General features: G+C 63.5%; 22 protein-coding genes and 1 pseudogene. 17 read left to right on the top strand and 6 right to left on the bottom strand.

Going from position 1 to position 23,741, the window contains the following annotated elements:
- The first annotated feature begins 21 nt into the window (after positions 1–21).
- A complete protein-coding gene (gene eccB / locus HMPREF2993_RS10120; protein WP_070702199.1) occupies positions 22–1,281 on the top strand; it encodes a type VII secretion protein EccB in 1,260 nt (419 codons plus the stop codon).
- A 184-nt stretch (positions 1,282–1,465) separates the two neighbouring features.
- Here eccB and HMPREF2993_RS13215 read toward each other — a convergent pair.
- Positions 1,466–2,434: pseudogene (locus HMPREF2993_RS13215) on the bottom strand (S8 family serine peptidase); the annotation flags it as partial.
- Entirely contained in the window at positions 2,431–3,762 is a 1,332-nt protein-coding gene (gene eccD, locus HMPREF2993_RS10115) for a type VII secretion integral membrane protein EccD (protein WP_070702197.1), read from the bottom strand. The pseudogene HMPREF2993_RS13215 and the gene eccD, both read right to left, overlap by 4 nt.
- A gap of 129 nt (positions 3,763–3,891) precedes the next feature.
- On the opposite strand from eccD, the gene eccCa reads away from it, so the two are divergent.
- From eccCa to HMPREF2993_RS10075, 8 genes are all read left to right on the top strand, one after another.
- Positions 3,892–7,614, top strand: coding sequence for a type VII secretion protein EccCa (eccCa, locus tag HMPREF2993_RS10110; protein WP_246822428.1), 3,723 nt, complete (start codon positions 3,892–3,894; stop codon positions 7,612–7,614).
- A complete protein-coding gene (locus tag HMPREF2993_RS10105; RefSeq protein ID WP_046648441.1) occupies positions 7,611–8,723 on the top strand; it encodes a type VII secretion-associated protein in 1,113 nt (370 codons plus the stop codon). The genes eccCa and HMPREF2993_RS10105 overlap by 4 nt, the downstream gene beginning before the upstream one ends.
- A 177-nt stretch (positions 8,724–8,900) precedes the next feature.
- Complete coding sequence (locus HMPREF2993_RS10100) at positions 8,901–9,218, top strand: WXG100 family type VII secretion target (protein ID WP_046648440.1); 318 nt, start codon at positions 8,901–8,903, stop codon at positions 9,216–9,218.
- 71 nt (positions 9,219–9,289) lie between these two features.
- On the top strand, positions 9,290–9,577 hold the full coding sequence (locus tag HMPREF2993_RS10095) for a WXG100 family type VII secretion target (protein ID WP_046648439.1): 288 nt from the start codon (positions 9,290–9,292) through the stop codon (positions 9,575–9,577).
- Between the two features lie 436 nt (positions 9,578–10,013).
- Positions 10,014–10,457 carry a 50S ribosomal protein L13 gene (gene rplM / locus HMPREF2993_RS10090; protein ID WP_010189505.1) on the top strand — a complete coding sequence of 148 codons (444 nt, stop codon included), beginning with the start codon at positions 10,014–10,016 and terminating at the stop codon, positions 10,455–10,457.
- The gene (gene rpsI, locus HMPREF2993_RS10085) at positions 10,457–10,993 is read left to right on the top strand and encodes a 30S ribosomal protein S9 (protein ID WP_046648438.1); all 537 of its coding nucleotides are present in this window, start codon (positions 10,457–10,459) and stop codon (positions 10,991–10,993) included. The genes rplM and rpsI overlap by 1 nt, the downstream gene beginning before the upstream one ends.
- A gap of 108 nt (positions 10,994–11,101) precedes the next feature.
- Positions 11,102–12,520 (top strand): hypothetical protein, encoded by a 1,419-nt coding sequence (locus HMPREF2993_RS10080; protein ID WP_070702193.1) that lies wholly within the window; start codon positions 11,102–11,104, stop codon positions 12,518–12,520.
- A 9-nt stretch (positions 12,521–12,529) separates the two neighbouring features.
- The gene (locus HMPREF2993_RS10075; RefSeq protein WP_141745913.1) at positions 12,530–13,198 is read left to right on the top strand and encodes a hypothetical protein; all 669 of its coding nucleotides are present in this window, start codon (positions 12,530–12,532) and stop codon (positions 13,196–13,198) included.
- Here the strand turns inward: HMPREF2993_RS10075 and HMPREF2993_RS10070 are convergent.
- Genes HMPREF2993_RS10070 through HMPREF2993_RS10060 form a run of 3 tightly spaced genes read right to left on the bottom strand, consistent with a single transcriptional unit; the run spans position 13,195 to position 14,971 of the window.
- Positions 13,195–13,875, bottom strand: a complete 681-nt coding sequence (locus tag HMPREF2993_RS10070; protein ID WP_046648435.1) for a hypothetical protein — start codon at positions 13,873–13,875, stop codon at positions 13,195–13,197. The two genes, HMPREF2993_RS10075 and HMPREF2993_RS10070, sit on opposite strands and share 4 nt — an antisense overlap.
- On the bottom strand, positions 13,872–14,426 hold the full coding sequence (locus HMPREF2993_RS10065; protein ID WP_070511345.1) for a hypothetical protein: 555 nt from the start codon (positions 14,424–14,426) through the stop codon (positions 13,872–13,874). The genes HMPREF2993_RS10070 and HMPREF2993_RS10065 overlap by 4 nt, the downstream gene beginning before the upstream one ends.
- Complete coding sequence (locus HMPREF2993_RS10060) at positions 14,423–14,971, bottom strand: hypothetical protein (RefSeq protein WP_128081853.1); 549 nt, start codon at positions 14,969–14,971, stop codon at positions 14,423–14,425. Before HMPREF2993_RS10060 ends, HMPREF2993_RS10065 begins: the two co-directional genes overlap by 4 nt.
- Before the next feature lie 154 nt (positions 14,972–15,125).
- Between HMPREF2993_RS10060 and glmM the strand changes: the two genes are divergently transcribed.
- The 5 genes from glmM to HMPREF2993_RS10035 all read left to right on the top strand — a co-directional run bounded on the left by glmM (position 15,126) and on the right by HMPREF2993_RS10035 (position 19,273).
- On the top strand, positions 15,126–16,469 hold the full coding sequence (glmM, locus tag HMPREF2993_RS10055; protein WP_046648432.1) for a phosphoglucosamine mutase: 1,344 nt from the start codon (positions 15,126–15,128) through the stop codon (positions 16,467–16,469).
- A 140-nt stretch (positions 16,470–16,609) separates the two neighbouring features.
- Positions 16,610–16,921, top strand: coding sequence for a hypothetical protein (locus HMPREF2993_RS10050; RefSeq protein ID WP_053089098.1), 312 nt, complete (start codon positions 16,610–16,612; stop codon positions 16,919–16,921).
- Positions 16,921–18,678 (top strand): zinc metalloprotease, encoded by a 1,758-nt coding sequence (locus HMPREF2993_RS10045; protein WP_070702191.1) that lies wholly within the window; start codon positions 16,921–16,923, stop codon positions 18,676–18,678. Before HMPREF2993_RS10050 ends, HMPREF2993_RS10045 begins: the two co-directional genes overlap by 1 nt.
- A complete protein-coding gene (locus tag HMPREF2993_RS10040; protein WP_046648430.1) occupies positions 18,678–18,950 on the top strand; it encodes a hypothetical protein in 273 nt (90 codons plus the stop codon). The genes HMPREF2993_RS10045 and HMPREF2993_RS10040 overlap by 1 nt, the downstream gene beginning before the upstream one ends.
- 98 nt (positions 18,951–19,048) lie before the next feature.
- Positions 19,049–19,273, top strand: coding sequence for a hypothetical protein (locus HMPREF2993_RS10035; RefSeq protein WP_070702189.1), 225 nt, complete (start codon positions 19,049–19,051; stop codon positions 19,271–19,273).
- Between the two features lie 55 nt (positions 19,274–19,328).
- On the opposite strand, the gene HMPREF2993_RS10030 is transcribed toward HMPREF2993_RS10035, so the two are convergent.
- Positions 19,329–20,162 (bottom strand): dienelactone hydrolase family protein, encoded by an 834-nt coding sequence (locus tag HMPREF2993_RS10030; RefSeq protein ID WP_070511351.1) that lies wholly within the window; start codon positions 20,160–20,162, stop codon positions 19,329–19,331.
- A gap of 121 nt (positions 20,163–20,283) precedes the next feature.
- On the opposite strand from HMPREF2993_RS10030, the gene glmS reads away from it, so the two are divergent.
- Genes glmS through tsaE form a run of 3 tightly spaced genes read left to right on the top strand, consistent with a single transcriptional unit; the run spans position 20,284 to position 23,741 of the window.
- Positions 20,284–22,155 carry a glutamine--fructose-6-phosphate transaminase (isomerizing) gene (glmS, locus tag HMPREF2993_RS10025; protein WP_049157027.1) on the top strand — a complete coding sequence of 624 codons (1,872 nt, stop codon included), beginning with the start codon at positions 20,284–20,286 and terminating at the stop codon, positions 22,153–22,155.
- A gap of 31 nt (positions 22,156–22,186) precedes the next feature.
- Complete coding sequence (gene alr / locus HMPREF2993_RS10020; RefSeq protein WP_175973961.1) at positions 22,187–23,287, top strand: alanine racemase; 1,101 nt, start codon at positions 22,187–22,189, stop codon at positions 23,285–23,287.
- Positions 23,277–23,741, top strand: a complete 465-nt coding sequence (tsaE, locus tag HMPREF2993_RS10015; protein WP_046648424.1) for a tRNA (adenosine(37)-N6)-threonylcarbamoyltransferase complex ATPase subunit type 1 TsaE — start codon at positions 23,277–23,279, stop codon at positions 23,739–23,741. The genes alr and tsaE overlap by 11 nt, the downstream gene beginning before the upstream one ends.

The following is a 23,741-nucleotide window of genomic DNA, read 5'->3' as shown; positions in this document are numbered from 1 at the left end:
ACTGATTCGGGGAGGATTTTCATGGCACGCGCGTTGCCTACTACCAAGGCCCAGGTATCCGGGCACAAGTTTCTACTGCGTCGGCTCGAGCACGGCTTGGTGTTCGGGGATATCAGGATGATCCATGATCCGCTGAAGCGGCGACGGCGCGCACTGCTCGGTGGAGTAGCTGCAGTCGCATTCCTTAGCCTCGGTTCGGGGCTCATTGCGTGGATGCAACCGGATCCGCAACCCGGGGATGCGCCCGTGGTCCGCTCTGCGGAGGGACAGCTTTTAGCTCTGGTCGATGGCACCTACCACCCGGTGGCTAACCTGGCGTCGGCCCGGCTCATTGCCAACGAAGCGGTGGAGCCACATGCGGCCGGGGATAGCTTTCTAGACCAGATAAGCTTAGGCACCCCGCTGGGGATTGCGGATGCCCCGAACCTCCTTGCCGCTGCGACAGGGGAGGAGCCAAGCTGGTCAGCCTGCTTGGAGGAATCCACCGAAGGGGAGAACTGGCAGTCCAGCAGTCGCGTCGGCACCGTGACCGTGGTGGCGCACCACGCCGTTCCCGGGTTCGACGAAGAGCATGCCGCCGTGGCGGAATCCGAGGGCACGCAGTGGTTGCTCACCGGCCAAGGGCGCGTCGTGTTGCCCGAGGCCACGAGCACGCAAGGCAGGGTACTGCGCCGCGCCTTGGGGATGACCGCGGAGACGGCGGTGTGGAGCGTGCCCGCGGAGTTACTCAATGCCTTCGCCGAACTGGAGCCGCTGAGTTTCCCAGCCGCGCCACCAGAGATTCTGGATACCGGCGAACAGCTGTGGGCGCGAACGGAGCAGGGCGTTTTCGCCATCACTCCCACCCAGGCGGAGATGCTCGTCGGCATGGGCGCGCAGCGTTTGCCGGCACAGTCGCAGGAGGTAGCCGCGCTTGGCGACGTCCCACCGACCTTCAACCTCCCGGCTACCCGCATGGACTTCCTGTCTCCTGAGCAGGGCTGGTTGTGCGCGACGCACCAGCATGGAGCCGGTATGACGCGCCCGGTGTCAGCCACCGTGGACTTGCCGGGTGATTCGGCGGCGCAGCGTTTCGCCGGTCTGCGGGCGGGCGTGGGCGTAGACAGCGGGCATGGTTATCACGTGGTCTCTGCCACCGGCAGGCGCCACGAGCTGGCTAGCGCCGGGGAGCTAAACGCGCTGGGCCTGGGGGAACCGGAGCAGGTGCCGTGGGAGATTCTGCGTCTGCTGCCGGAAGGTTCTGCCTTGAGCCGCGCGGAGGCCTTAAAGAATGAGCACTGATAACAGCCACGAGGACGAGGAACCCCAGGGCCCCGAGGAGTAGGCGCACCATAGGCCAGCCTTGGGCGGCCGGTGCTGTCAGTGGTGTCACCGCAAAGGAACGCTCCTCGCGGGTTTCGGCCGCAGGACGAAAGGTCACCGCGGTGAGGGGATCGACCACCCCGTGGCCGGGCTCGGCGGAATCGATGACGCGTTGGCGCAGCTGCGCCGGGGACTCGTCGGGGTAGCGCTGCACCAGCAGAGCGAGCGTTCCGCTGACCAGGGGCGCGGCGAAAGACGTGCCTTGAAAGAGGGTATCCCCCTTGGCACTGGCCCAGCCGCCGCCGGGTTCCAAGGCGAGTGGTACGTTGCCCTCTGCGCTGAGAGGTGCAGCGATGGAGTAATCCGCAAGGTCGTACGGGGTGGCTAGGGCGCCAACCGCGAGGACAGTATCCGCCACGGCGGGGAAGACCACATCACCTTGTTCACAGCCACCGGATGTCGCGTTTCCCGACGCCGCCACCACCACCGCCCCAGCGTCCTCCGCGCGCTGCAGCGCTGCGTCCAAGCCCGATCGATCCACCCGTGAGGCGGCATCCGGCGGGACGCAGGACACGACGGAGACGTTGATGACCTGAGCTCCCGCGTTCACGGCATCCTCGATGGCAGCAGCCAGGCTGGCCAGCGTTCCGGAACCGTGGTCTTCCTCCGCTGAACCATCGGCCCCTGCCGAGTTATCCGGCGCCGGTTGCCTGAAATGCGAACTGGTTTGCCGGATGGCGTAGATTTCCGCATCCGGGGCCACGCCGAGCTCTCTTCCTGCGATGACCCCGGCCACCACCGTGCCGTGCAGGTCACAGTCTCGCAGCGGGTCGGGCTCGTCTGGGGTTACGAAGTCCGCTCCCGGTGTCACGCGCAGCTGGGGGTGCGCGGCCACTCCGGTGTCGATGACCGCGACCTTCACCCCGGCACCCGTGGCAAAAGAATGCAGCCGCGCGCGATAGTCCGAGTATTGTGCGGAAGGCTGTGGCCCTTCCGCGGCGAGGGTAGCCTCCGCGCACGCGGTGTCTGGCTCGCGGGCAGCAGCTACCGGCCCGGACAACACGCAGGACCCCCACGCCAGACCAGCGCCAAGAGCAGCGCTGGCGGCGCCGATTCTAATTAGAGCTGTCATGAGCCCAACCCCCTAATGAACTCGAAAAGCCCAGCCAGGTGTGCGGCGAGCGGCAAACACGCAGCCAGTGCGAGGGCTTCGGCGCGCTCGAACCACACGATGGTGGTCGGCTCAATCTGCCGTAGCTTGCCTGCCCACACCGGTACTGACAGCATGGCTACAACGATGAGCCCCGCGACGACGCTGAGCACCCATGTTTCCGTGGTTGGCGCAGAAAGCCGCTGCCACTCGTGTAGTGGCACAGCCACCGAGGCACTAGCAGCGGCGAGGCCATAGATTCCCAGTGCCCACGCAGCAATGGGCCGGGCATGGCGTGCTGCATGCACGATGACCCCGCCAGCGATACTTACACACAGCGCTTGGGAGGCCCCCTGGGTTGCCGCCGCGTTGGCGTTCAATGTGACGAGGAGCAGGGCAGGGGCACCCGCCACCGCGCAGCCCACCGCGATGCCCTCGTAGGCCTGCCCGGCGCGCCGGGCAGCGAGCGCGTTATCGGTGGGTACCTCGTCCGAGATGCTTAAGTCTTGCCCGGCGGTGGGAAGCTGCGGCACGCGCAAACCCGCCAGCCGCGTGGTCAGCAGGGGAGCGCCCGCCAACAGGCCCACGGTGGCTGCGAGGAGCGGGGCGGGGCCGAGGAGACCGACGAGCACGAGCAGGCACCACGTCGCGGCAGTAGCCCGGTCCCGCAGCCCGCCGATGCGTACCAGGTGGGAGAGCACCGCCGTCGCACCGACGGCGGTCGCGGCCCCCACGACGGGTGCCGCCGGCACCGCGGTACCTGCAGGTCCAGCGACAAATGCTGCGCCAGTGGCTAACCCGCCCGCCAGCCCCGCGGCGACGTGCGCGGTGGCGAGCAGAGATCCTCGCCGCGTCCATACCGCAAGAACGAGGGCGAGGAGTGCAGTGGCGGCGCAGCCGACCGTGGGGGACAGTGTTGCGGCAAGGAGCCCACCGCCGGCGATAAGGCCCGCCACACCCCACAGCCCAGCCAGGCCAGAAAGCTGCGTGGCGGAGACATCGGCGGCTAATGCTTCCGCGGCGTCGCGCACGATGGGTGCTGGCGCCGGTGCATCAGGGCTGAGCACCAGCACGGAGCCTTCTTCCACGCTGGTGCGATCCAGCGGCGTGGTCATCGATATGGTCTTGCCCGCCGCGGTAGTGGCGCGCCACAGGATGGGTGCTGGGGGAACGTCGACAAGCACGAGCAGCTCCCCCAGCACCTCCCCGAGGCTGGACGAAAGCGGCAGTGAGATATCCGCTTCTTTGCGGGTCTGGCCTGCGTGGATACGGACGGTGACACGGACAGAATGCGCGAGTGCGCGAGTCATGGAAAATACCTCCCCCGAGAAAAATTTCTGGGCAACCCCTTGCCCATTGCCTCACATTGTGGCTTACTGGTGGCACGCTGTCCACCGCTTAAGGAGGCGGTGGAGTACTTCGGGGGGAAGGACTTTGACATGCGCGTACCTACACGCGTCGTTGACACCGGGCTGTCGTCATATCGGGAACCAGCGCCACCACTGCCGCAAGGCAGCATTGATGCCGAGGCCGTGCCGGAGGCGGCCCGTGCCCAGCCCGTTCCGTTGGTTCGCCTGCTTATGCCGCTGGTCATGATCGCGGCCATGGTGGGCATGGTGGCGCTCATGGTTCTCGGCGCGGGTGATGCGCGCCGGGTAAGCCCCATGAGCCTCATGTTCCCGCTCATGATGCTGGCCAGCATGGCCATGATGTTCAACCCGCAGGGAGGCGGGCAGGATCCGGACGAAACTCGCCGGACGTACCTGCGTCACCTCAAGGCGCTGCGGGAGGAAGCGCTAGAGCGCGGGGCGGCGCAACGTGCGCACGAGGAACACCGCAACCCTGACCCCGAACAGCTTGGCGCGCTGATTCCCACCCCGCGGCTGTGGGAGCGGACGGCAGATGCCCCGGATGCCCTGGAAGTGCGGGTGGGGACGGGGCCGATGGCACTGTGCACGCCGATCAATGTTCCAGATTCGGGTGCCGCAGAAGACCTCGACCCAGTGTGTGCGGTGAGCCTGCGCCAGACCGTGCGCGCGGTGGGAACGCTGGCGGATATGCCGGTGGTCATCCAGCTCCAAGCCTTCCCTATCGTGGGGCTGGCCGGTGCGGATGCGCACGGTATGGCCCGCGCGCTGCTGTTGCACCTGGCGGTACTGCATGGCCCGGAAACCGTGGGCATTGAGTACCACGGGGAGAGCTGGGAGTGGCTGAAGTGGCTGCCGCACTCGAGGGATCCGGAGAGCGCTCAGTTTCGTATCCGCGTCGTGGAGGAGGACCACCGGCATAGTGGTGTACTCGACAAAGAGGGAGCGTCGGAAGACGCCCCGACGACCACCATCGCCGTGGGTGTCACACCTCATTCGCCGCTGGGCCGCCGTGCGGAGGACGAAGGCATTTACCTGCGGGCGGAAGGCGCGCTGTCCGTGGTCACCGCCGCGGGGGAGGAGAAGCTGGGTAGCTGCGCGCTTGTCGACGTTTCCACGGCCCTCCTCCACGCCCGCACGCTTGCGCCCTATCACCGCCCCTTCGGCGGCGATGCTACGGCAACGCCACGGCACGGTCGCGATGCGGACCTCCCTGTGCTGCTGGGCTACCGGGACGTGGATGCGCTGCAGGCCTCCGGCATGTGGCAAGGCCGCAGCCCGGTCGAACGCCTGCGCGTGCCCATCGGTGTGGACGAGTCCGGGCAGGCGGTGGTGCTCGACCTGAAGGAGTCGGCGCAGGGCGGCATGGGCCCGCATGGGCTGTGCATCGGTGCTACGGGCAGCGGAAAATCGGAGCTGCTCAGGACACTCGTCGTGGCCTTAGCCGCCACGCATAGCCCGGAGGAGCTCAACCTCGTGCTCGTGGACTTCAAAGGTGGGGCGACCTTTCTCGGCTGCGAGGAGCTGCCGCACACCTCCGCCGTGATTACCAACCTGGAGGAGGAATCTACCCTGGTGGAGCGCATGTACGATGCCATCTCCGGGGAGATGAACCGCCGCCAGGAGCTGCTGCGCAAGGCGGGCAATTTTGCCAATGTGGGCGAGTTCAATGCTTCCGCTGCCGCGGTGGCGGAGCACGGGCCGCTGCCGGCGCTGGTCATCGTGGTGGACGAGTTCTCGGAACTGTTGGGCCAGCACCCGGACTTCGCGGAGCTCTTCGTCGCAGTAGGAAGGCTCGGCCGCTCACTGCACGTGCACCTGCTGCTGGCCTCCCAGCGCCTGGAAGAAGGGCGCCTACGGGGATTGGATTCGCACCTGTCCTACCGCATTGGCCTGAAGACATTCTCCGCCGGGGAGTCCCGCCAGGTCCTCGGTGTGCCCGACGCCTACCACCTCCCCGCCCAGCCGGGATCCGGCTACCTCAAGACGGATGCCGATGCCCCCACACGTTTCCAGGCCTCCTATGTGTCCGGCCCGGTGACGCGCCGGGTAGCGCTAGAAGATGATGCTTCCGCACAGCACACGGCGCGCCTAGAGCTTTTCACCGGGCACCGCGTGGTGGAGGAGGACCTAGACTTCGCAGTACTCGTGGACTCCTCGAGCACCCTCCTTGACACCGTGGTGGGGGCTGCCCGGGACGAAGCCGCCGGGCGCGGTCAATCAGCGCGGCGAATCTGGCTGCCGCCCTTGCCCGCCGTGGTGGAGCTGTCCAGTGTCGCCGCTGTGCAGGTAGAATCGCCCGGCGCGGGCGGCGGGCTGTGCGCCGAGGTGGGGCTTATCGACCGCCCCTACCACCAGCGCCAAGACCTACTCACCGTGGACTTCACGACGGGTGGCGGGCACCTGGCCCTGTGCGGTGGGCCGCAGTCGGGCAAGTCAATGGCGCTGCGCAGTATCGCCTCCGGAATGGCACTGCGGCACTCGCCGGACCAGGTGCGCTTTTATGTCATCGACTTGGGTGGCGGACAACTGCAGGTTCTGGAGCGGCTGCCCCACGTGGCCGGGGTGGCCGGCCGCGAGGAACCGGAGAAGGTACGGCGCATCGTCGACGAAGTCGCTGGCCTCGTGCGTCGCCCGGAATCCCGCCACACCTTCCTGATTGTGGATGGCTGGCACCACATTGGCACCTCTGGGGCGGATTTTGAAGATCTCGCCGAGCCGATTACCCAGCTGGTCGCAGATGGTGCGTCTTCCCACGTTCACGTCCTGATCGCGGCGGCGCGGTGGACCAGCCTGCGGCCGTCAATCCGGGACCTTATCGCGGCGCGCCTCGAGCTGCGTCTGGGTGAAGCCATGGATTCCCTCATTGACCGCAAAGCACAACAAAAACTCCCGGCAGCGCCCGGTCGGGGCATCACGCTGGCGGGGGAGAACCTGCTCTTCGCTGCGACGTCCCCGCAGGATATCGCTCATATCTGCGGAGTGCATGCGGACGCCCAGCCGGTCCCGCCGTTGAAGATGCTGCCCGCCCTGCTCACCGAGCTTCCACAACCGGCCGGCAGCCCACCGGCCGGGGTGGCTTGGGGAATTGGCGGGCCGGACCTGGACCTTCTGACGTGGGATCCGACCACGCAGCCCCACCTCGTGTGCATTGGTTCTCAAGGTTCCGGTAAGTCGCAGTTCCTCAGCGTGATTCTCGCCGGTATCAGCCAACTGAACCGGGAGGAAGCCCGCCTCGTGGTTATCGATGAGCGCCGGGCACATTTGGGGACGCTGGATGAGGAGATGGTGGCGGTCTACGGGGCGTCGGCAAGCGCAGCCACCCAGGCCATCCTCGATACCGTCCGCACCTTAGAGCAGCGCCTCCCCGGCCCCGAGGTCACTCCCGCGCAGTTGGCCGCGCGGAGCTGGTGGGAGGGGCCGGATATTTACCTTGTCATCGATGATCTCGACTTGGTCAGTGACATTGCCCTGGCACCACTTGTGGAGATTCTCCCGCACGCCCGCGATGTGGGCCTGCACCTAGTGCTCGCGCGCAAATCAGGAGGAATCGGGCGCGCGCTGTTTGGGCAGTTCCTCTCGGCAGTGCGCGACCTGCAGCCAGCACTGCTGCTTCTCGACGCCGACCGCGACGAAGGCGCCATCTTCGGCATCAAACCAGTAGCGCTGCCGCCCGGCCGCGGCCAATGGGTCGTGCGTGGGGCACCCCAAGGCCTGGCACAGGTGTATGTGCCGGACACCGACACACCAGAAGAACCACCACACACCACATCCAGCAAGGGAGATAACCAATGACCGCGACTCATGCACTGCGCACACCGTCGACTACGCCAGAGACCACACTCGTTATCACGGTGCTCGACGCCGCCACGATCTATGAGGGGCCGGAGACGATCTACCGCTACGACTTACCCGGCACTGGTATCGCCGAAGGCTGGGCGCTCGACGCCGTCCTTGACCAGGCAGAAAAGGTCTGCGGGGCGGAGTGGCCGGAGGTAAGCGCCGAGGTGGTAGCGGATCCATCCGGTACGGACATCACTGACGAGGCAGTGAGCATCCTGCGCCGCCAACTGACCGGCGCGGGCGCGACGGTAGTGGAAACAGAACCATCGCCGCCCGTGGTGGAACAAACACCGACTCTTACAAGGGCGGTTGTGGACGGGCACGACGAGGGCCATGCAGACACCGTGACAGCTGAGCGGCCGCGAGCCACGCGCGCGCGACGCTCCCATCGCGCGACACCACACCGCCTTTCTGCGCTCGTGGGAGGCATCGACCCCTTCTATATCGCCATTGCGGTCATGGTGCTCGTCGTGGCCGGGGTGTCCTGGTGGGCCGTGGGACGCAAAGACGCAGCCTTAGCAGCCGCGACACCACACCAGACGGCGGTAAGTACTTCCAGTGCTGCCCATTCGCCGGGTACGGCCCCGACCCAGAGCTCGGACGCGCCGACTGAGGAGGGCGGGACGCAAGGCTCGCCCGGGGATACCGGCAGTGCGCAGCTGCGTCCGGGCCAACAAGCCATCGACGTGGAAGGGATGTCCTTGGTCTTGCCACAGGGTTTTCGTACCAGCGTGGAAGATGGGCTCGTTACCGCGGCCGGTGAGGATCCCAACCTGCGGATCCTTGTCGCTGCAGATCCGCTTTTCAACGTGCCCGTTGACGTCCTTTTTGCGGAGATCAAGGAGCAGATCGAATCCGATCCCGCCCTCCGTGATCCGGTAGAGGAGTCCGGGCGGCTGACCTATACCGAAGACCCCGGCGATGGCTCGCGGGTGACCTGGATGATGTGGGAGGACAAAGGCCACCAGATGTCCGTGGGCTGCCACACCAAGTTCGAGCCCAACGTGGTGCAGAAGGCAGCGTGCCGAATGGCGGCGGAATCGCTGGTTAAGAAGGACTAAGCAGCGGCAAGCCAGAAAAATTAAAAACTTTGAAACCGGTGGGAACCGATGCGCCACTAACTCAGTCCAATAAGGGTGAGAAGGACACAGGGTGCTTCTCGGGGGGAAAGAAACACACATCAGGCCCCGTAGTAAAAGGGCATGCCCCAGGTAGGGAACAAAGAAAGGGAGAGAACAATGACTCAAACGTTCCGCACAGAAGCCGACGTAATGGTGGCCACCGCCGGCCGCGTCGACTCCACCAATGACGAGGTACAGGGTGAGCTCACCCGTCTGCAGGGAGTTGTGGACTCCGTCCGCGCCAGCTGGGCAGGCCGCGCGCAGGTTTCCTTTGACAACCTGATGCAGCGCTACAACTCCTCCGCACAGCAGCTGCGTGAGGCACTGACCGCCATCAGCGACAACATCAGGGACAATGCCCGAAACTTTGATTCGGTTGAGGCAGATAACGCCCAGTCCTTCGACAACGTCGGCGGCGCGGGCCTGGCCCTTTAAACAGAGCCGCAGCCTCCTATAGCCGTACGCACTGAACCACACACGAGCACACAGAAGATAAGGAACACGCAATGTCTGGAATTAAGTATCAGTTTGGCGCCATCGCTGGTGCCGCCGCCGACATCAACTCCACCTCCGGCCGCATCAACGGGCTCCTCGGTGACCTTAAGGCCACCCTGCAGCCGATGGTATCGACATGGGAGGGAGAAAGCGCCGCCGCATATAACGCGGCGCAGGCCAAGTGGGATAAAGCTGCCGCCGAGCTCAATACGGTGCTAGCGACCATCTCCACCACGGTGTCCCAGGGCAATGACAATATGAGTGACGTCAACCGCCGCGCCGCCGCTAGCTGGGGCTAAACCGTCTCGACTGCGGGTCTTTCGCTAGGAGTATGGGCGCAGTCTTCCATCACCATTCACAACCATGAGCGGTGGGTGGCGTGGAGGAAGGCGTGAAGGGCTAGGAGAGGGGTGTAGTGAATGGAAGGGCTGGACGCACCGCCTCACAGTCAGCACTTTCCGCCCACCTAGTGAAAGGCGCCGGTATCGCTTCTCATCAACGTTTCTGTCTCTACCCCCACCCCGAAGTATCTGGGGATGGAGGCGTTGGTGAGGGGCGATATCGGCGTTTTGGGTTTTCAAACAGCCTCATACTAAAGTGAAACACCTATGTGTCCGCACCCGCGTCTACGTGGGTGCGCGCGTGCTGCAGGTCTCCACCGGCCGCTGTATGTACCGCGTAGGGGCTTACATAGCGTTGGCCGGCAGTTCCGAGACAGACTTTCAAGGAGTCATTTTGTCTACTTTCCACCCGAAGAGCGGTGACATCACCCGCAAGTGGTACGTCATCGACGCTACCGACGTGGTTCTGGGCAAGCTTGCTTCCACCGTGGCTGACATGCTGCGCGGCAAGCACAAGCCCCAGTACGCACCGAACGTTGATTGCGGCGACCACATCATCATCCTGAATGCGGACAAGATCCACATTTCCTCCAACAAGCGCGAGCGCGAGATGCGCTACCGCCACTCCGGTTACCCGGGCGGCCTGAAGTCCATGACCCTTGGTCAGTCCCTGGACGCCAACCCGGTCCGCGTTATCGAGGAAGCTGTGAAGGGCATGATGCCGCACAACAAGCTTTCCAACGCCTCCATCAAGAAGCTGCACGTTTTCGTGGGCGAGGAGCACCCGTACGCCGGCCAGAAGCCGGAAACCTTTGAGTTTAAGCAGGTGGCACAGTAATGACCGAGCAGAACATCGACAACAATGTAGCCGACGCTGCCGACATCGCTGCAGCAACCGCCGCTACCGAGGAGTTCACCAACACCATCGGTGATTCCCTGGCAACCGACACCGAGGCTGAGGTTGAGACCGCTGCCCCGGCTATCCACGAGGGCCCGATTCAGACCGTTGGCCGCCGTAAGCGCGCCATCGCTCGTGTCCGCCTCGTCGCTGGTTCCGGCAACATCTCTGTCAACGGCCGTGCCTTTGACGAGTACTTCCCGAACAAGCTGCACCAGCAGGACATCCTGCAGCCGCTGACCATCCTCGAGCGCGAGGGCCAGTTTGACCTCAAGGTCACCGTCACCGGTGGTGGCCCGACCGGCCAGGCCGGCGCCCTGCGTCTGGCTATCGCCCGCGCACTGAACATCTACAACCCGGCTGACCGCCAGGCCCTGAAGAAGGCTGGCCTGCTCACCCGTGATGCTCGTGCCGTGGAGCGTAAGAAGGCTGGTCTGCACAAGGCACGTCGTGCCCCGCAGTACTCCAAGCGTTAATCTTCGCGCATACTGCATTTTCGAAAGCCGCTGCTTCCCTTTCGTGGGAGGTGGCGGCTTTCCCCGTTCGGCCAGCGCACTGGTGTGATTCTCCTTATACTAAGCGGCGTGAAAGTCATTCTTGAGAGCGCGCGGGACGCACTATCGGTCCCCTTGGACGCAGCAAAGTTGCTGTGGCGGTACCTGCCGCAGCTGATCACGGTGATTTGCCTGTCGCTGGCAGTGCGCGCGGCGGTGCTGTGGTTGGCGGTGGTCATTTCTGAGTATTCGCCGTTGGCCGCCACGCTCATCTTCCCCTTTGCGCCGCTTTCTGTGATGACCGGCGTCATCGTGTGCTTTTGGATCATGCAGCCGTCCATGGAGTTCTTTGGCGGCGAGACCCGCTTTAGCAAACTGGATAAGACCACGCTGCTGACCGTCGGTGGCCTCCTCATCCCGTTCCTCACCGTGTATTCCTCCCACGGCCTGTTGCGGGATGACGCGCGGACCTTTGTCTACGACTCCGTGACCATCGAGGTGGCCACTAGCTTTCTCGATTATGATTTCGGGCGCTCATTCATAAGCTCCGGATGGCTGTTTGCCGGGTTCCTCATCTCTATCGTGGTGCTGCGCAAACTCATTGGTGCGCTGCAGTTGGGGGAGCGCGCCTTTGGCGTGGCCACTGCGGCGGCGTACCTGGAGGTGCTGTGGATGGCCACGGCGTCGCTAAGTATCACCAGCAATTTTGAGAAGGTCCGTGTGTGGATTCTTAGCCGGCAAGGCATTGGCCCCGTGTGGGACTCTATTGTCACGGCGAAGGATTGGATCGTCGCCCACACCTGGGTCATTGGTGCGGTGATTGGGTGGCTGTGGAATAACGCGGCGCAAATCGGCAACTTTATCGTCGTGCCCTTCGCATGGCTGACCCTCGGCGCGGTGGTCTACAACACGAGCCTGACCAGAGAGAAGGACAGTTCTGAGCCGGACACGTCAGGCGAGGAGGACGCGGTACCGCCCCTGCAGACGGTAGCCGATGCCCCCATCGAAGGTCCCGCCGAACGAGGAAAGCTCTCCCCGCATGCCGAGCAGAAGATGTGGGCCGATTATGGGCGTCGCTATTCGGAAGCAGCCTTCCGAACGACGCGAGACATGCTGGACAACGCCGCGCAGCCACTCGTCGGCCCCTTCCGTAATGCGTGGCGCAATTTCAAGACGCTGGCAGTCGCCGGTGCGGTCCCCATGCTGACCTTCTGCCTCGTCTTCGTCTTGGCTTCGGGCGCTGAGCTGGGCGTAATCTATGCCCTGCGTGCCATCATCAAACCGCTGGCGCTGGGGACCATCACCATTGGGCTTGAGCCTTATGTGCTGGTCCTTGCCCGAGCCGTGTACTTCCTCGTTGCGCTCCCGCTGGTGGTAGCCGCGCTGGACCGCTTCCTCAACGCTGAGTACGCCGAGGCGGAGGACGCAGATGAGAGCACCGACGAAAACCAAGGCGAAGAGCCGGACGCTGAATCTGCCGTCCCAGCGAGCCAGGCGGGAGAGAAGTAGGTGGAATCGGTGACACAGACTACTGAGCACACTCAAGCCGGTGACGTGGATCGCGCAGAAGCCACGACCGATCCTGATACCCACATCAGCGCGCGCAAGCTGAACATTCTCACCCTGGTTGTCGCGGTGGTGTTGATTGCTGGCGGGATTACGGTTGAGCAGATCAACAGGCGCGGGTCCAGCGAGGAGCTGGCGCGTCCGGACCTGCGGGAGGACCACATCGTGAACCTGCGCCCTGAGACCGCGGACGTCTTGCCGGAGGCCTTCATTGAGAAGATCGCCCTGTGTACCGAAGCACCGCTGCAATCCGAGAATGCTCTGCTAGAAGGAGCCCACGGCTATTCCTGCAAGCCGTGGCTTACCAAGGAGCAGGACGCTGAGGGGCTCATGACATTCCATAGTCCGCGGGACATTGTCATTGGGGAGGAGGCCGAAGAGATGTACAGAGCCTTGCCCGATTATCACGATGATGCCTTCCAGACGTCGACCCGTACTGTTCGCGAGGCGAATGGTTCCGCCCCGGAAGTCCTCGTCAACGAATGGGGCAAGGATGGATTCGGCGGTGGCGACATTTTCGTCTACTACCCAGAAGAGAAGGTAATGGTGTCGTGGCCGTGGAACAAGACCGATCCGGGCGCGGAGGACGTTGAGGCGGTTGTCCGCGCAGAAGGCTTCTAAGCGCCTGTGCGCAGGCGCACCTCATAAGGGGCGCCCCAGGTGACGAATAATTCGGAAGGCTCGAAATCGGCGTTGGTGACGAAGTAGTACGTCATCTCCCATTCAGCCGGCCGCGCGCTGGGCTCGGGGAGGATATTGGCATCTAGTTCGAAAGGATTGATGGCCATCGGCCCCGCAGCCCCTTCGGGTTCACAGAGGTTGGGGAAGGCGGCGGGCATATCGGTCGGCACGTCCTGCGGGGACAACACGAGGCGGACAGGTTGCTCGATCCCTTGGCCGTCACGGAGCCCGACCTCGCATCCTTCAAGTGGGCTTTCCGGATCCGCATGCCAGTCCACGGTGGCCTTGTAGAGTGCGGTGTCCCCGGGGAGCGCAGGGGGATCCATGAGGTTCTTGTCGGCATAAAGGGAGCCGAATTCGGAGGGGTCTGCCTTGTCGATGGCGGCCAGGGTGACCGTCGCCGAGCGCTGGGCGGTGTCCTGGTCTAGCTGATAATCAAAGCTGAACTCGGCGGGCTCTTGCTTGGTGGCCTCGACGGTCGAATGGACCGACAGCGGTCGGTATCCGTGCACCATGACGGAGGAGGAGGCCGCCACCATGATCGCGAGCGCCGGAAGAGTTGCTGCCCACCACCACGCCTTCGAGGCCTTCTTCGATGCTGTGTCTTGGGACGTCATGCTTTAACCTCCACGGCTGTGTGAATTTCCTTGCCCATGGGGACCGGTTGTTGGTGGAAGTCGCCGAGGAGATTCTCCACCTCTAGCGCCAGCGTGGCGGGGCCCAGCGAATGCTCTGGGAGTACAAAGAGACTGGTACAGGTCATGGGGAGGGAGACGACCTCGGCGTCGCATTGCGGTGTGGTCGTTCGGAAAACACGGCCCTCGGAGTCTTCTAATTTCAGGCTCAGGGGGTAGGAGTGAGTGCGCTCCAGCGTGAAATCGACGGCTACTTCATACAGCTCACTGAGCTCCTCGCCCTCGGGCAGAGTACCGGTGAATTCCGCGTAGTCTCCAGACGCCAGCGGGCGAGTGTGGACGTCTACCTGGCTAATGCGGGTGTGCCCGGGTATTTCGTCGGTGTACTCAAAGTGGGAGAATTCCACCTCGCGCGGATCGGGCATCTGGTCACTAATGAAGATGCCCAGGGAGGTGATCGCTGCGGCCACGGCGATCATGGGGACCTTCTTGCGGTTGAGCAGGGGCAGGGAGGAAGATTTGCGGTGGGTCATGCCAACTCCATCTCTGCTACGGGGGTGGGGTCAAACCAGCGGTAGGACATGTCCAGGCTGGATTTGCGCACCGTCAGATCGTTGAGAACAAGCGCTGTTCCGGGGGCATCGTCGACGGTGATGTCGACGGCGAAGGGAACCCCGGGGTTGGGCCTGGTCACCGCCCCGTTCTCCAGTGAAGGCGCGATGGAGAACTGCTCAAAGGGGATAGGCTCACCATTGCGGGTAAGGCTAAACATCTGTTGGTAGTCCGTGAAGGCGGTGTCTTGGGTGTTGAGGAACGTGGCGGTGACGTGGACTTGGCCGGCCTCGACGCGGGGCTTATCGACGACCACCTGGGCCTGCTGCAACTCCACCGTTTCGCCCGGAGCGATGACTGCAGGTTCTTCCGTTTCCGCGGGCTCGGTATTTCCGAGCACCAGAAATAGCGCTGCGACAACGAGTACCGCCATGTTGAACTTGGTGAGCACACCATCGGTGAGGGCTTTGAAGAGTTTCACTCCCTTCGACTCCCTCACGCGAGTCAAGCCTTTCGCATAGGACATGGTGATTATTCAAGCAGAGGACGGCCCAGCGCGCGCGTTAACTGGGGAAACTCCCCACCGGCCCTGCTCACAGGGCAGAAGGTGGGAAGAAGTCTACACAACAAGAACGAGCCGACCTGCGCCAGGCAAGGGGGAGCGGGCATAATAAACAACTATGACTCGACTTTTTGGAACCGATGGAGTTCGCGGCCTCGCGAACAAGAAGCTCACTCCCATTCTGGCTTTGCGCCTAGGGCAGGCAGCGGCGGAGGTGCTGACCTCGGACCGGGAGTCCTACGAGCGCCGCCCGCTGGCGATTATTGGGCGCGACCCGCGTGTGTCGGGCGAGATGTTGGATGCGGCGATTGCCTCGGGCTTGGCCTCACGCGGCGTCGACGTCGTGCGCATCGGCGTGCTGCCGACCCCGGCCATCGCATTCCTCACCGATGATTTTGGGGCGGACCTCGGCGTGATGATTTCCGCCTCCCACAACCCGATGCCGGACAATGGCATCAAGTTCTTTTCCGCGGGCGGCAAGAAGCTGCCGGATGAGGTGGAAGACCGCATCCAGGCTGCCATGGACAACCTCACCGACGGTGGGCCCACGGGGACCAAGATTGGTCGCATTATTTCGGAGGCCCCCGACGGCCGGGAGCGCTACCTCAAGCACCTAGCAGAGGTCGTCACCACGGATCTGAGCGGTATCAAGGTTGTCGTCGACACCGCAAACGGTGCTGCCTCCAAGGTTGCTCCGCAGGCCTATGAGGCAGCGGGCGCTGAGGTCATTGCTATCCACAACAAGCCCAATGCCTTCAACATCAACGAGGACTGCGGTTCGACCCACATTGAGAAGACTCAGGAGGCCGTCGTCGAGCACGGCGCTGATCTGGGCCTGGCCCACGACGGTGACGCTGACCGTTGCCTAGCCGTCGATGCTGAGGGCAACGTCGTTGACGGTGACCAGATCATGGCGATCCTCGCGGTGGGCATGAAGGAAGAGAACGACCTCCGCTTCAACACCCTGGTGGCCACCGTGATGTCGAACCTGGGGCTGAAGCTGGCGATGCAGGAGCAGGGCATTGAGGTCAAGGAAACCGCCGTGGGGGATCGCTACGTGCTGGAGGAGCTCAACCGCGGTGATTTCTCCCTGGGCGGCGAGCAGTCCGGTCACGTCGTGCTGCCGGATGATTGCACCACTGGCGATGGCACACTGACGGGACTGTCCATCATGGCGCGCATGGCTAAGTCCGGCAAGACCCTTAAGGAGCTGGCCTCCGTGATGACGGTATTGCCGCAGGTGCTCATCAACGTGCCGGTGTCCGATAAGGCGGTCATCCTCAATGCCCCCGAAGTCAAGGAAGCTATTGCCGCCGCCGAGGCAGAGCTTGGTGATACGGGCCGCGTCCTGCTGCGCCCCTCAGGCACAGAGGAGCTCTTCCGCGTCATGGTGGAAGCAGCTGAAAAGGAGCAGGCACGCAAGGTAGCGGGCAAGCTTGCTGCCGTCGTTGCCGCTGTCTAGTTCTACCCGCATAATCGCAACCCTGGGCCTTTGGCCTGGGGTTTCTTCTTTTTCTGCGCGGTGGGGGAACCGGCGGGTGGCTTTCTCAGTCCAATAAGAGCAGGAATCACTGTTTGTTGTGGACAAGAAGGAGGGCGCACATGCCCGACGTATTTTTTGATGAGGAGGAAGCCACGCGGCTTCTCGACGACGTCATGGACCAAGCCCGCGCCCAAAGTGACGCACACCGCGGGGACAGACCGAGCTTTGCCCCGTCTTCTGCGGGGCGGGATTTTAGCGGGCATGGGGCGCAGATTCAGGCGTTGTTGAGTCGGCTACACGAGCGTGGTGCGTGGCGCTTGGAGAACATATCGGCCACCGCGGGCGCCGCGCGTGAGCAGGTGCGGGCGTTTGGCGACGTCGACCGTGGCCTCGCTGGCCAATTCGGCAGCCAGGAAACGGGGGCGAACTGATGTCCACGATGATCAAGTCGCTCTTGGGCGATTATTCACAGGTAGTCTCCCAGTTTCAGGCTGCGAGCCTTGGCGGCTACTCCGGTCCCAGCACACCGATTGATTTGTTGGGGGACATGGTGGGTTCCGTCGACGGGATCAACCCAGGAGAGCTCGTGACGCATACCGCGTCGGCGATGGGCGCGCGACGTCCACTGCGCGGCGGCAATGGTCTGCGGGATTTCCTCCTTGGCACGGTGCTGTCGCTGGCTGGGGGAGCGATCATGGATCACCTGCGCGGCGTGCAGGATGACTTTGAGAAGGAAAGGGACGAAGCCGATGATCTGGTGGAGTCCGCGCAGCAGTGCTCCGAGGCCATCGAAGACGTGGTCAGTGTTTCCGAATCTGCCGTAGCGGAGTTGATTTCTGCAGTAATTCCGCTGCTGAATATCTTGACCATGTTGCTGCAGCGGCACCCGTTGGGCAAGGCCATCGTCCCAGTTATTTCGCGCATTGGCGGTGACCTAATCGACCAGACGAATGACACCATTTCGCAAACCTGTCGGGACCGCGACACTGCCATTGAAAATTGCTACGGCGAGTTTGAAAAGCGCTGCACCGAGGTATGCGAGCGGGAGCTGCCGGAAACCCCGCCTGAGCCTGAATGCGGTTGCGAGGAGAAGCCGAAGGAGTGCCCACAACCGGATCCTGAGCCCTGTGAACCGACGAAACCTGTGAGCCCCGCAGAACCAACGGCACCGGCGCAAGCCCAGCCAACGCCACCGGCGCCGACAGCGCAGCCCGCTCCACCGCAGCAACCAGTCGAGCCGGAACCAGACAAACCGGTGGCACCGCCAGAAAAACCTGCGCCAACCCAGCCCGCAGGGGTTTCGGAAGAAGAATGCCCGCCGGCTGAGGATAAGCCTCGGCCAGCGAAACCGAACACGCCGCATACCGTGCCGACTGAGCCCGCAGCGCAAGCGCAGCCCACACCCGATTCCACCGCAACAGAAGAAGAGCACAAGCCGTGCGGGTGCCACGCGGAGAAGGAGTCGCAGCAGTCTTGTACCTGCACTGAGCAGCCGCGCGACGTGGGAACCACCACGCCGGCCGACGCCGGGATTGAGGTGCCCAGCGAGGTTGACGTGCCGACCGCACCCGTGCAGGCGGAGGTGACTGAATGCCCGGAGGAGGCGGTGCAGGTAGTCGAAGAGGTCGAGGAGCCTGACGAGCCTGTAGAAGCTGAAGACTGTGAGGAAGAAAGCGGCGAGAGTCCTAACGCGGAATCCTGTGAGTGTAAGCTGGAGGAATCCTGCTGCGGAAGTCTGGGCATCCTAGGCGTAGGAGTTGCCATTCTGGGGCTTGGGCTGCTGGCTGAAGCCGCCGTGGATTTCATTGAGAACCTACCGGAGCCTGAGCTGGAACCTGCGCCTGAGCCCGAACCAGAACCAGAGCCGCAGCCGGAACCGGAGCCAGGTCCACCGCCGGCACCAGAACCAGCCCCGGACAACGGAGTCACGCCACCACCGCCAGAGCTAAATAACGTTCCGGAGCCAGAAGCTCCACCGGAGAAGCTGGCGCATATGCAGGCAGCGGAAGCGCCGGCACCGGCACCAGTGCCGGAACCTGCACCGGTGCCAGCCCCTGAACCGCCCCCTGAGCCAGCTCCTGGGCCGGCTCCCGGCGCGGGAGCCGCACCAGAAATGAAGCCGGAAACGGCACCGGAAGAAAGCTCAGATTCCCCATCCGTACAGGCGCGAAAGGCAGGGCAGTGGTAATGCCGCACAATGATTTCGATGAGTTCGCACGCGGATTCCGTGAGCGCACAGCCGCACGGCTGTTGGAGTTTGAGAAAGCGATGGCCAAGGCACAGGACGAGCTCGAGAAGTCCGCTCAGCGCGCGGCCCAAGCCCAAGCGCACACACATGCGCCGCACACACATACGCCGGGGCGAAACCCAGAGTCCAGGGGCGTGCCGCATAGTCAAGCGCAGGGGCAGGGCCGGGGCCGTCCGCGCGGTCAGGTGCAGTCGGTGCTCAGGCGCAGCTGAAGCAGCAGCGAGAAACAAGTCTGGTTCCTCGCAGCCACAGGTGATACCGTGAGGTGACTGCCTACTGCACGTATCAACCAGGGTGAGGAGAATGCCGCATGACAACAGTGCCTTGGCTTCATGACGTCCTGTGGGGCGTTCTTCCCATGCTGTACCTCTTGGTGGCTTTTGTTGTGCTTGGCATTGAGATTAAATTCGACAGAGAAATGTCCCACATAAAGCTGTGGACGGCCGCTCAGTTGCTTCTGCCGGGCATTGCACTTATTGCCTGGTATTTTTTTGAAGTCCCTAAGCTAAAACAACTACAGCAGGACGACAACTGATCGTCCTGCTGTAGTTAGGAAAAGCCGCGCTGTGAAGCGCTATTTCGTTGGAGCTTTATTTGCTGTACTCAAAGCCGGCGCGTTGAGCCAGGTCCTCGCCGGTGAAGCTCTCAACGCCCTTCGCGGAGGCGTCGGCATCCGCAAAGCCGTCATACTTGGATTCGCCAGCCAGGGTGGAAAGGAAGAAGCCGGTCACAAGGCCGCGGGCGGTCTCGACTGCGGAGCCCTGGAAGAAGCCGGAACCGAGCGCCAACTTGAAGAACTTATCCTCGCTGAAACCGGACTGCGTGCCCTTGGCAATCTCCCGGTAGGCCACCGGTCCGCCCCACGCGTTGGCCAGCTTTGCGGGGTTGCCGGCGCGGAAGATGTCATCCTGGCCCGCGCCGATAACGAGGCCGCGTGCCTTGACGGAGCGGGCAGCTTGAACGGCGGATGGTGAGGTATCAGCAGGGTAGAGGGCTGCGACGGCGCGGACCTTCGGGTTATCCACGGCAGCCAAGGTGGCTACGCCGCCTCCCATGCCGTGGCCGAAAACGCCCAGCTTGGAAGCGGACACCGAAATCTTGCCAGCGCCCAGCCTAACGCCGGCGGCAATCTGCAAAGCCGATTCGAGGTCGGCAGCCAGGTTACGGTGCTTGGCAAACACACCAGTCTCCGTATCGGGAGCAACCACCACGATGCCCCAGCTGGCTAGGTGGCGCAGAGTGGCGTGGTAGTCCTTGACGTTCTTCGTCCAGTCGTGAGCAAACGCCACGGCGGGCAGGCCCTTGCCTTCAGCAGGGGTGTAGACCTTGCCTTCTAGCCCTGCATAAGACAGGTCCCCAACGAGGACGCGGTGCGGGCCGCGCTTGGACAACGTACCGAGATGCTTCTTCAAATTCGCAGACACGCTTTACAGAATAGAGGAAAGCGTAGACAAAGAGGTGGACATGTACCAGATAGGTGGGGGAAGGTTTTAAGCACGATCCTTGCGATTCGGCACGATAAATCATGCTGTAAAATTCCGTTCCATGTGTGGAATCGTTGGATACATTGGCCATAACACCGATGGTCGTGAGTACTTTGCCCTCGACGTTGTGCTGGAGGGCCTGCGCCGATTGGAGTATCGCGGCTATGACTCAGCAGGCGTCGCAATGTACGCCGATGGGGAGATCTCCTGGCGCAAAAAGGCTGGAAAGGTCGCTGCGCTGGAAGCTGAAATCGCGGCGCGCCCACTCAAGGATTCCGTCCTGGGCATCGGGCACACCCGCTGGGCAACCCACGGCGGTCCAACCGATCTGAACGCCCACCCGCACGTCGTGGACGGCGGCAAGCTCGCCGTCGTACACAACGGCATCATCGAGAACTTCGCCGAGCTCAAGAGCGAGCTGGAGGGCAAGGGCCACAACTTTGTGTCCGAGACCGATACTGAGGTTGCCGCCACCCTTCTAGCAGATGTTTTCCACAACGAGGCCCACGGCGACCTCACCAAGGCCATGCAGTTGACCGGCAAGCGCCTGGAAGGTGCGTTCACCCTCTTGGCTATTCATGCCGAGCAGGCAGACCGCATCGTGGCTGCGCGCCGCGATTCGCCGCTGGTCATCGGTTTGGGCGAGGGTGAGAACTTCCTCGGCTCGGATGTCTCCGGCTTCATCGACTACACCAAGTCCGCCGTGGAGATGGACAACGACCAGGTCGTGACCATCACCGCGGATGACATCGAGATCACCGACTACGACGGCAACCCCGCCCAGGGCAAGCCCTTCGAGATCAAATGGGACGCCGCTGCTGCCGAAAAGGGCGGCTTCAACTCCTTCATGGAGAAGGAAATCCACGACCAGCCAGCAGCAGTGCGCGATACGCTGCTCGGCCGCCTCGACGAGACCGGCAACCTGGTCCTCGATGAGATCCGCATTGAGGAGTCGGTGCTCAAGTCCATCGACAAGATCATCGTCATCGCCTGCGGCACCGCCGCTTATGCCGGCCACGTCGCGCGCTACGCCATCGAGCACTGGTGCCGCATCCCGTGTGAGGTGGAGCTGGCCCACGAGTTCCGCTACCGCGATCCCATTGTCAACGAGAAGACCCTGGTCGTGGCCCTGTCACAGTCGGGCGAGACCATGGATACCCTCATGGCAGTGCGCCACGCCCGCCAGCAGGGCGCCAAGGTGATTGCTATTTGCAACACCCAGGGTTCCTCCATTCCGCGCGAGTCCGACGCCGCCCTCTACACCCACGCCGGCCCGGAGATCGCCGTGGCCTCCACCAAGGCCTTCCTGGCACAGATCACCGCGACCTACCTGCTGGGCCTCTACCTAGCACGCCTGCGCGGCAACATGTTCTCCGATGAGGTCAATTCCGTCCTGGATGACCTGCGTGCGATGCCGGATAAGGTCCAGGCAGTCATCGACAACGAAAAGCAGGTCTACGATCTGGCCACTGCCATGGAGAACGCTAAGTCGGTGCTCTTCTTGGGCCGCCACGTCGGTTTCCCGGTCGCACTGGAGGGCGCGCTCAAGCTCAAGGAGATTGCCTACCTGCACGCGGAGGGCTTCGCCGCCGGCGAGCTCAAGCACGGCCCGATCGCGCTCATCGAGGAGGGCCAGCCGGTCTTCGTCATCGTGCCTTCCCCGCGCGGCCGCGATTCCCTGCACGCCAAGGTTGTCTCCAACATCCAGGAGATCCGCGCCCGCGGCGCTATCACCATCGTCATCGCGGAAGAGGGCGACGAGGCGGTCGAGGCCTACGCCAACCACATCATCCGCATCCCGCAGGCGCCGACGCTGATGCAGCCGCTGCTGGCTACCGTTCCGCTGCAGATTTTCGCCTGCGGTGTGGCCACCGCCAAGGGCTATGACGTGGACCAGCCGCGTAACCTTGCGAAGTCGGTGACCGTCGAATAGCGCTGAGCCCTCAAGTGGCACAATGGTGGGTATGTTAAAAACCACCGTTGACCTCAACGCTATTGCCCACAATGTTGCTCGCGTGAAGGAGGCGGTGGCCCCGGCCCGCCTCATGTGCGTGGTCAAGGCGGACGCGTACGGGCACGGTGCGCAGCGCTGCGCACCGGTCATGGCGAAGGCGGGGGCAGACGCCTTCGGGGTGGCCACGCTCGTCGAGGCCGTGGAGTTGCGAGGCGTCATCGAGGACCTTCCCATCGCCGCGTGGCTGTGGGAGCCAACGGAGGACCTCGCCCCAGCCCTTGCCGCTGGTATTCAGATCGGCATCCCATCTTTGATGCACGCACGAGCCCTCATCGAGGCTGCCGAAGCGCCCACCGAAGCCTTCGTGATGGTGGAAACGGGGATGCACCGGTCGGGCGTCGACAAGCATGCGTGGCAGGAGACCTTCCGCCTGCTTGCCGACGCCCCCCACATCACCGTCCTAGGCCTCATGTCCCACTTTGCCTGTGCGGACGAGCCGGAGCACCCGCACAATGATCATCAGGAGGCGGAATTCCGCCAGGCCCTAGCGCTTGCACGCGAGGTGGGGCTGGAGTGCCCGCTGAACCACCTGGCCAATTCGCCGGCGGCATTGACTCGCCCCTCAGCACGTTTTGAACAAGTGCGCGCCGGTGTGGCCCTGTACGGGCTTGAACCGGTGGCCGGGCTCGACCATGGGCTGGAACCAGCCATGACGTGGGAGGCTTCCGTTGTTGCTGTGAAGCCGATTTCGGCGGGGGAGTCCACATGCTATGGCCTGACCTGGACCGCGGATAGTGACCGCGAGCTCGCCACCGTCAGCGTGGGTTATGCCGACGGGCTGCCGCGCGCCTTTCAGGGGGCGCTGCAGGTAGGCATTGGTGGCGAGTTGTACCAGCAGGTGGGGCGGGTCTGCATGGACCAGATCGTCGTCGACCTCGGCGCGAACCCTCATGGCGTGCGCGCCGGGGACACTGCCGTTATCTTTGGGCGCGGCGGTATGAGCGCTACAGAATTGGCCGCGGCCGCTGGCACCATCAACTATGAAGTGGTGTGCCGCCCCACCGGGCGCACCACGCGCACCTATTGTGAAGGAGCTAACGATGCGCAGTGATTTTCCGCACGAAGGGCGCCGTGTGGCTGCCACCCCGGAGGATGCCCAGGCCTTCGGCGAAGAGCTGGGCGCGACGCTGGAAGCAGGGGACTTGGTGATCCTCGACGGCCCCTTAGGTGCCGGGAAAACCACCTTTACGCAGGGCATTGCCCGCGGGATGCAGGTGAAGGGGCGGGTGACGTCGCCGACCTTCGTCATCGCGCGCGAGCACCCTTCCCGCGTGGGCGGGCCGACGTTGGTGCACGTGGATGCCTACCGCTTGCTCGATCATTCGGATGATCCGTTGGGGGAGCTGGACAGTCTAGACTTGGACACCGAAATCGAGGACGCCGTGGTCGTTGCCGAGTGGGGTGGGGGCTTCATGGAGCGCCTGTCCGATGCGTACCTCGCCATCACAATCAACCGCGACTCGGACGATGACGTCCGCGTCTTTACATGGAAATGGGTGAACTAA

Source organism: Corynebacterium sp. HMSC068G04 (assembly GCF_001814885.1).
GTDB classification, from domain to species: domain Bacteria; phylum Actinomycetota; class Actinomycetes; order Mycobacteriales; family Mycobacteriaceae; genus Corynebacterium; species Corynebacterium hiratae.
Note: the sequence above shows the minus strand (reverse complement) of the source record. Positions and strands in the feature narration are given on the sequence as shown.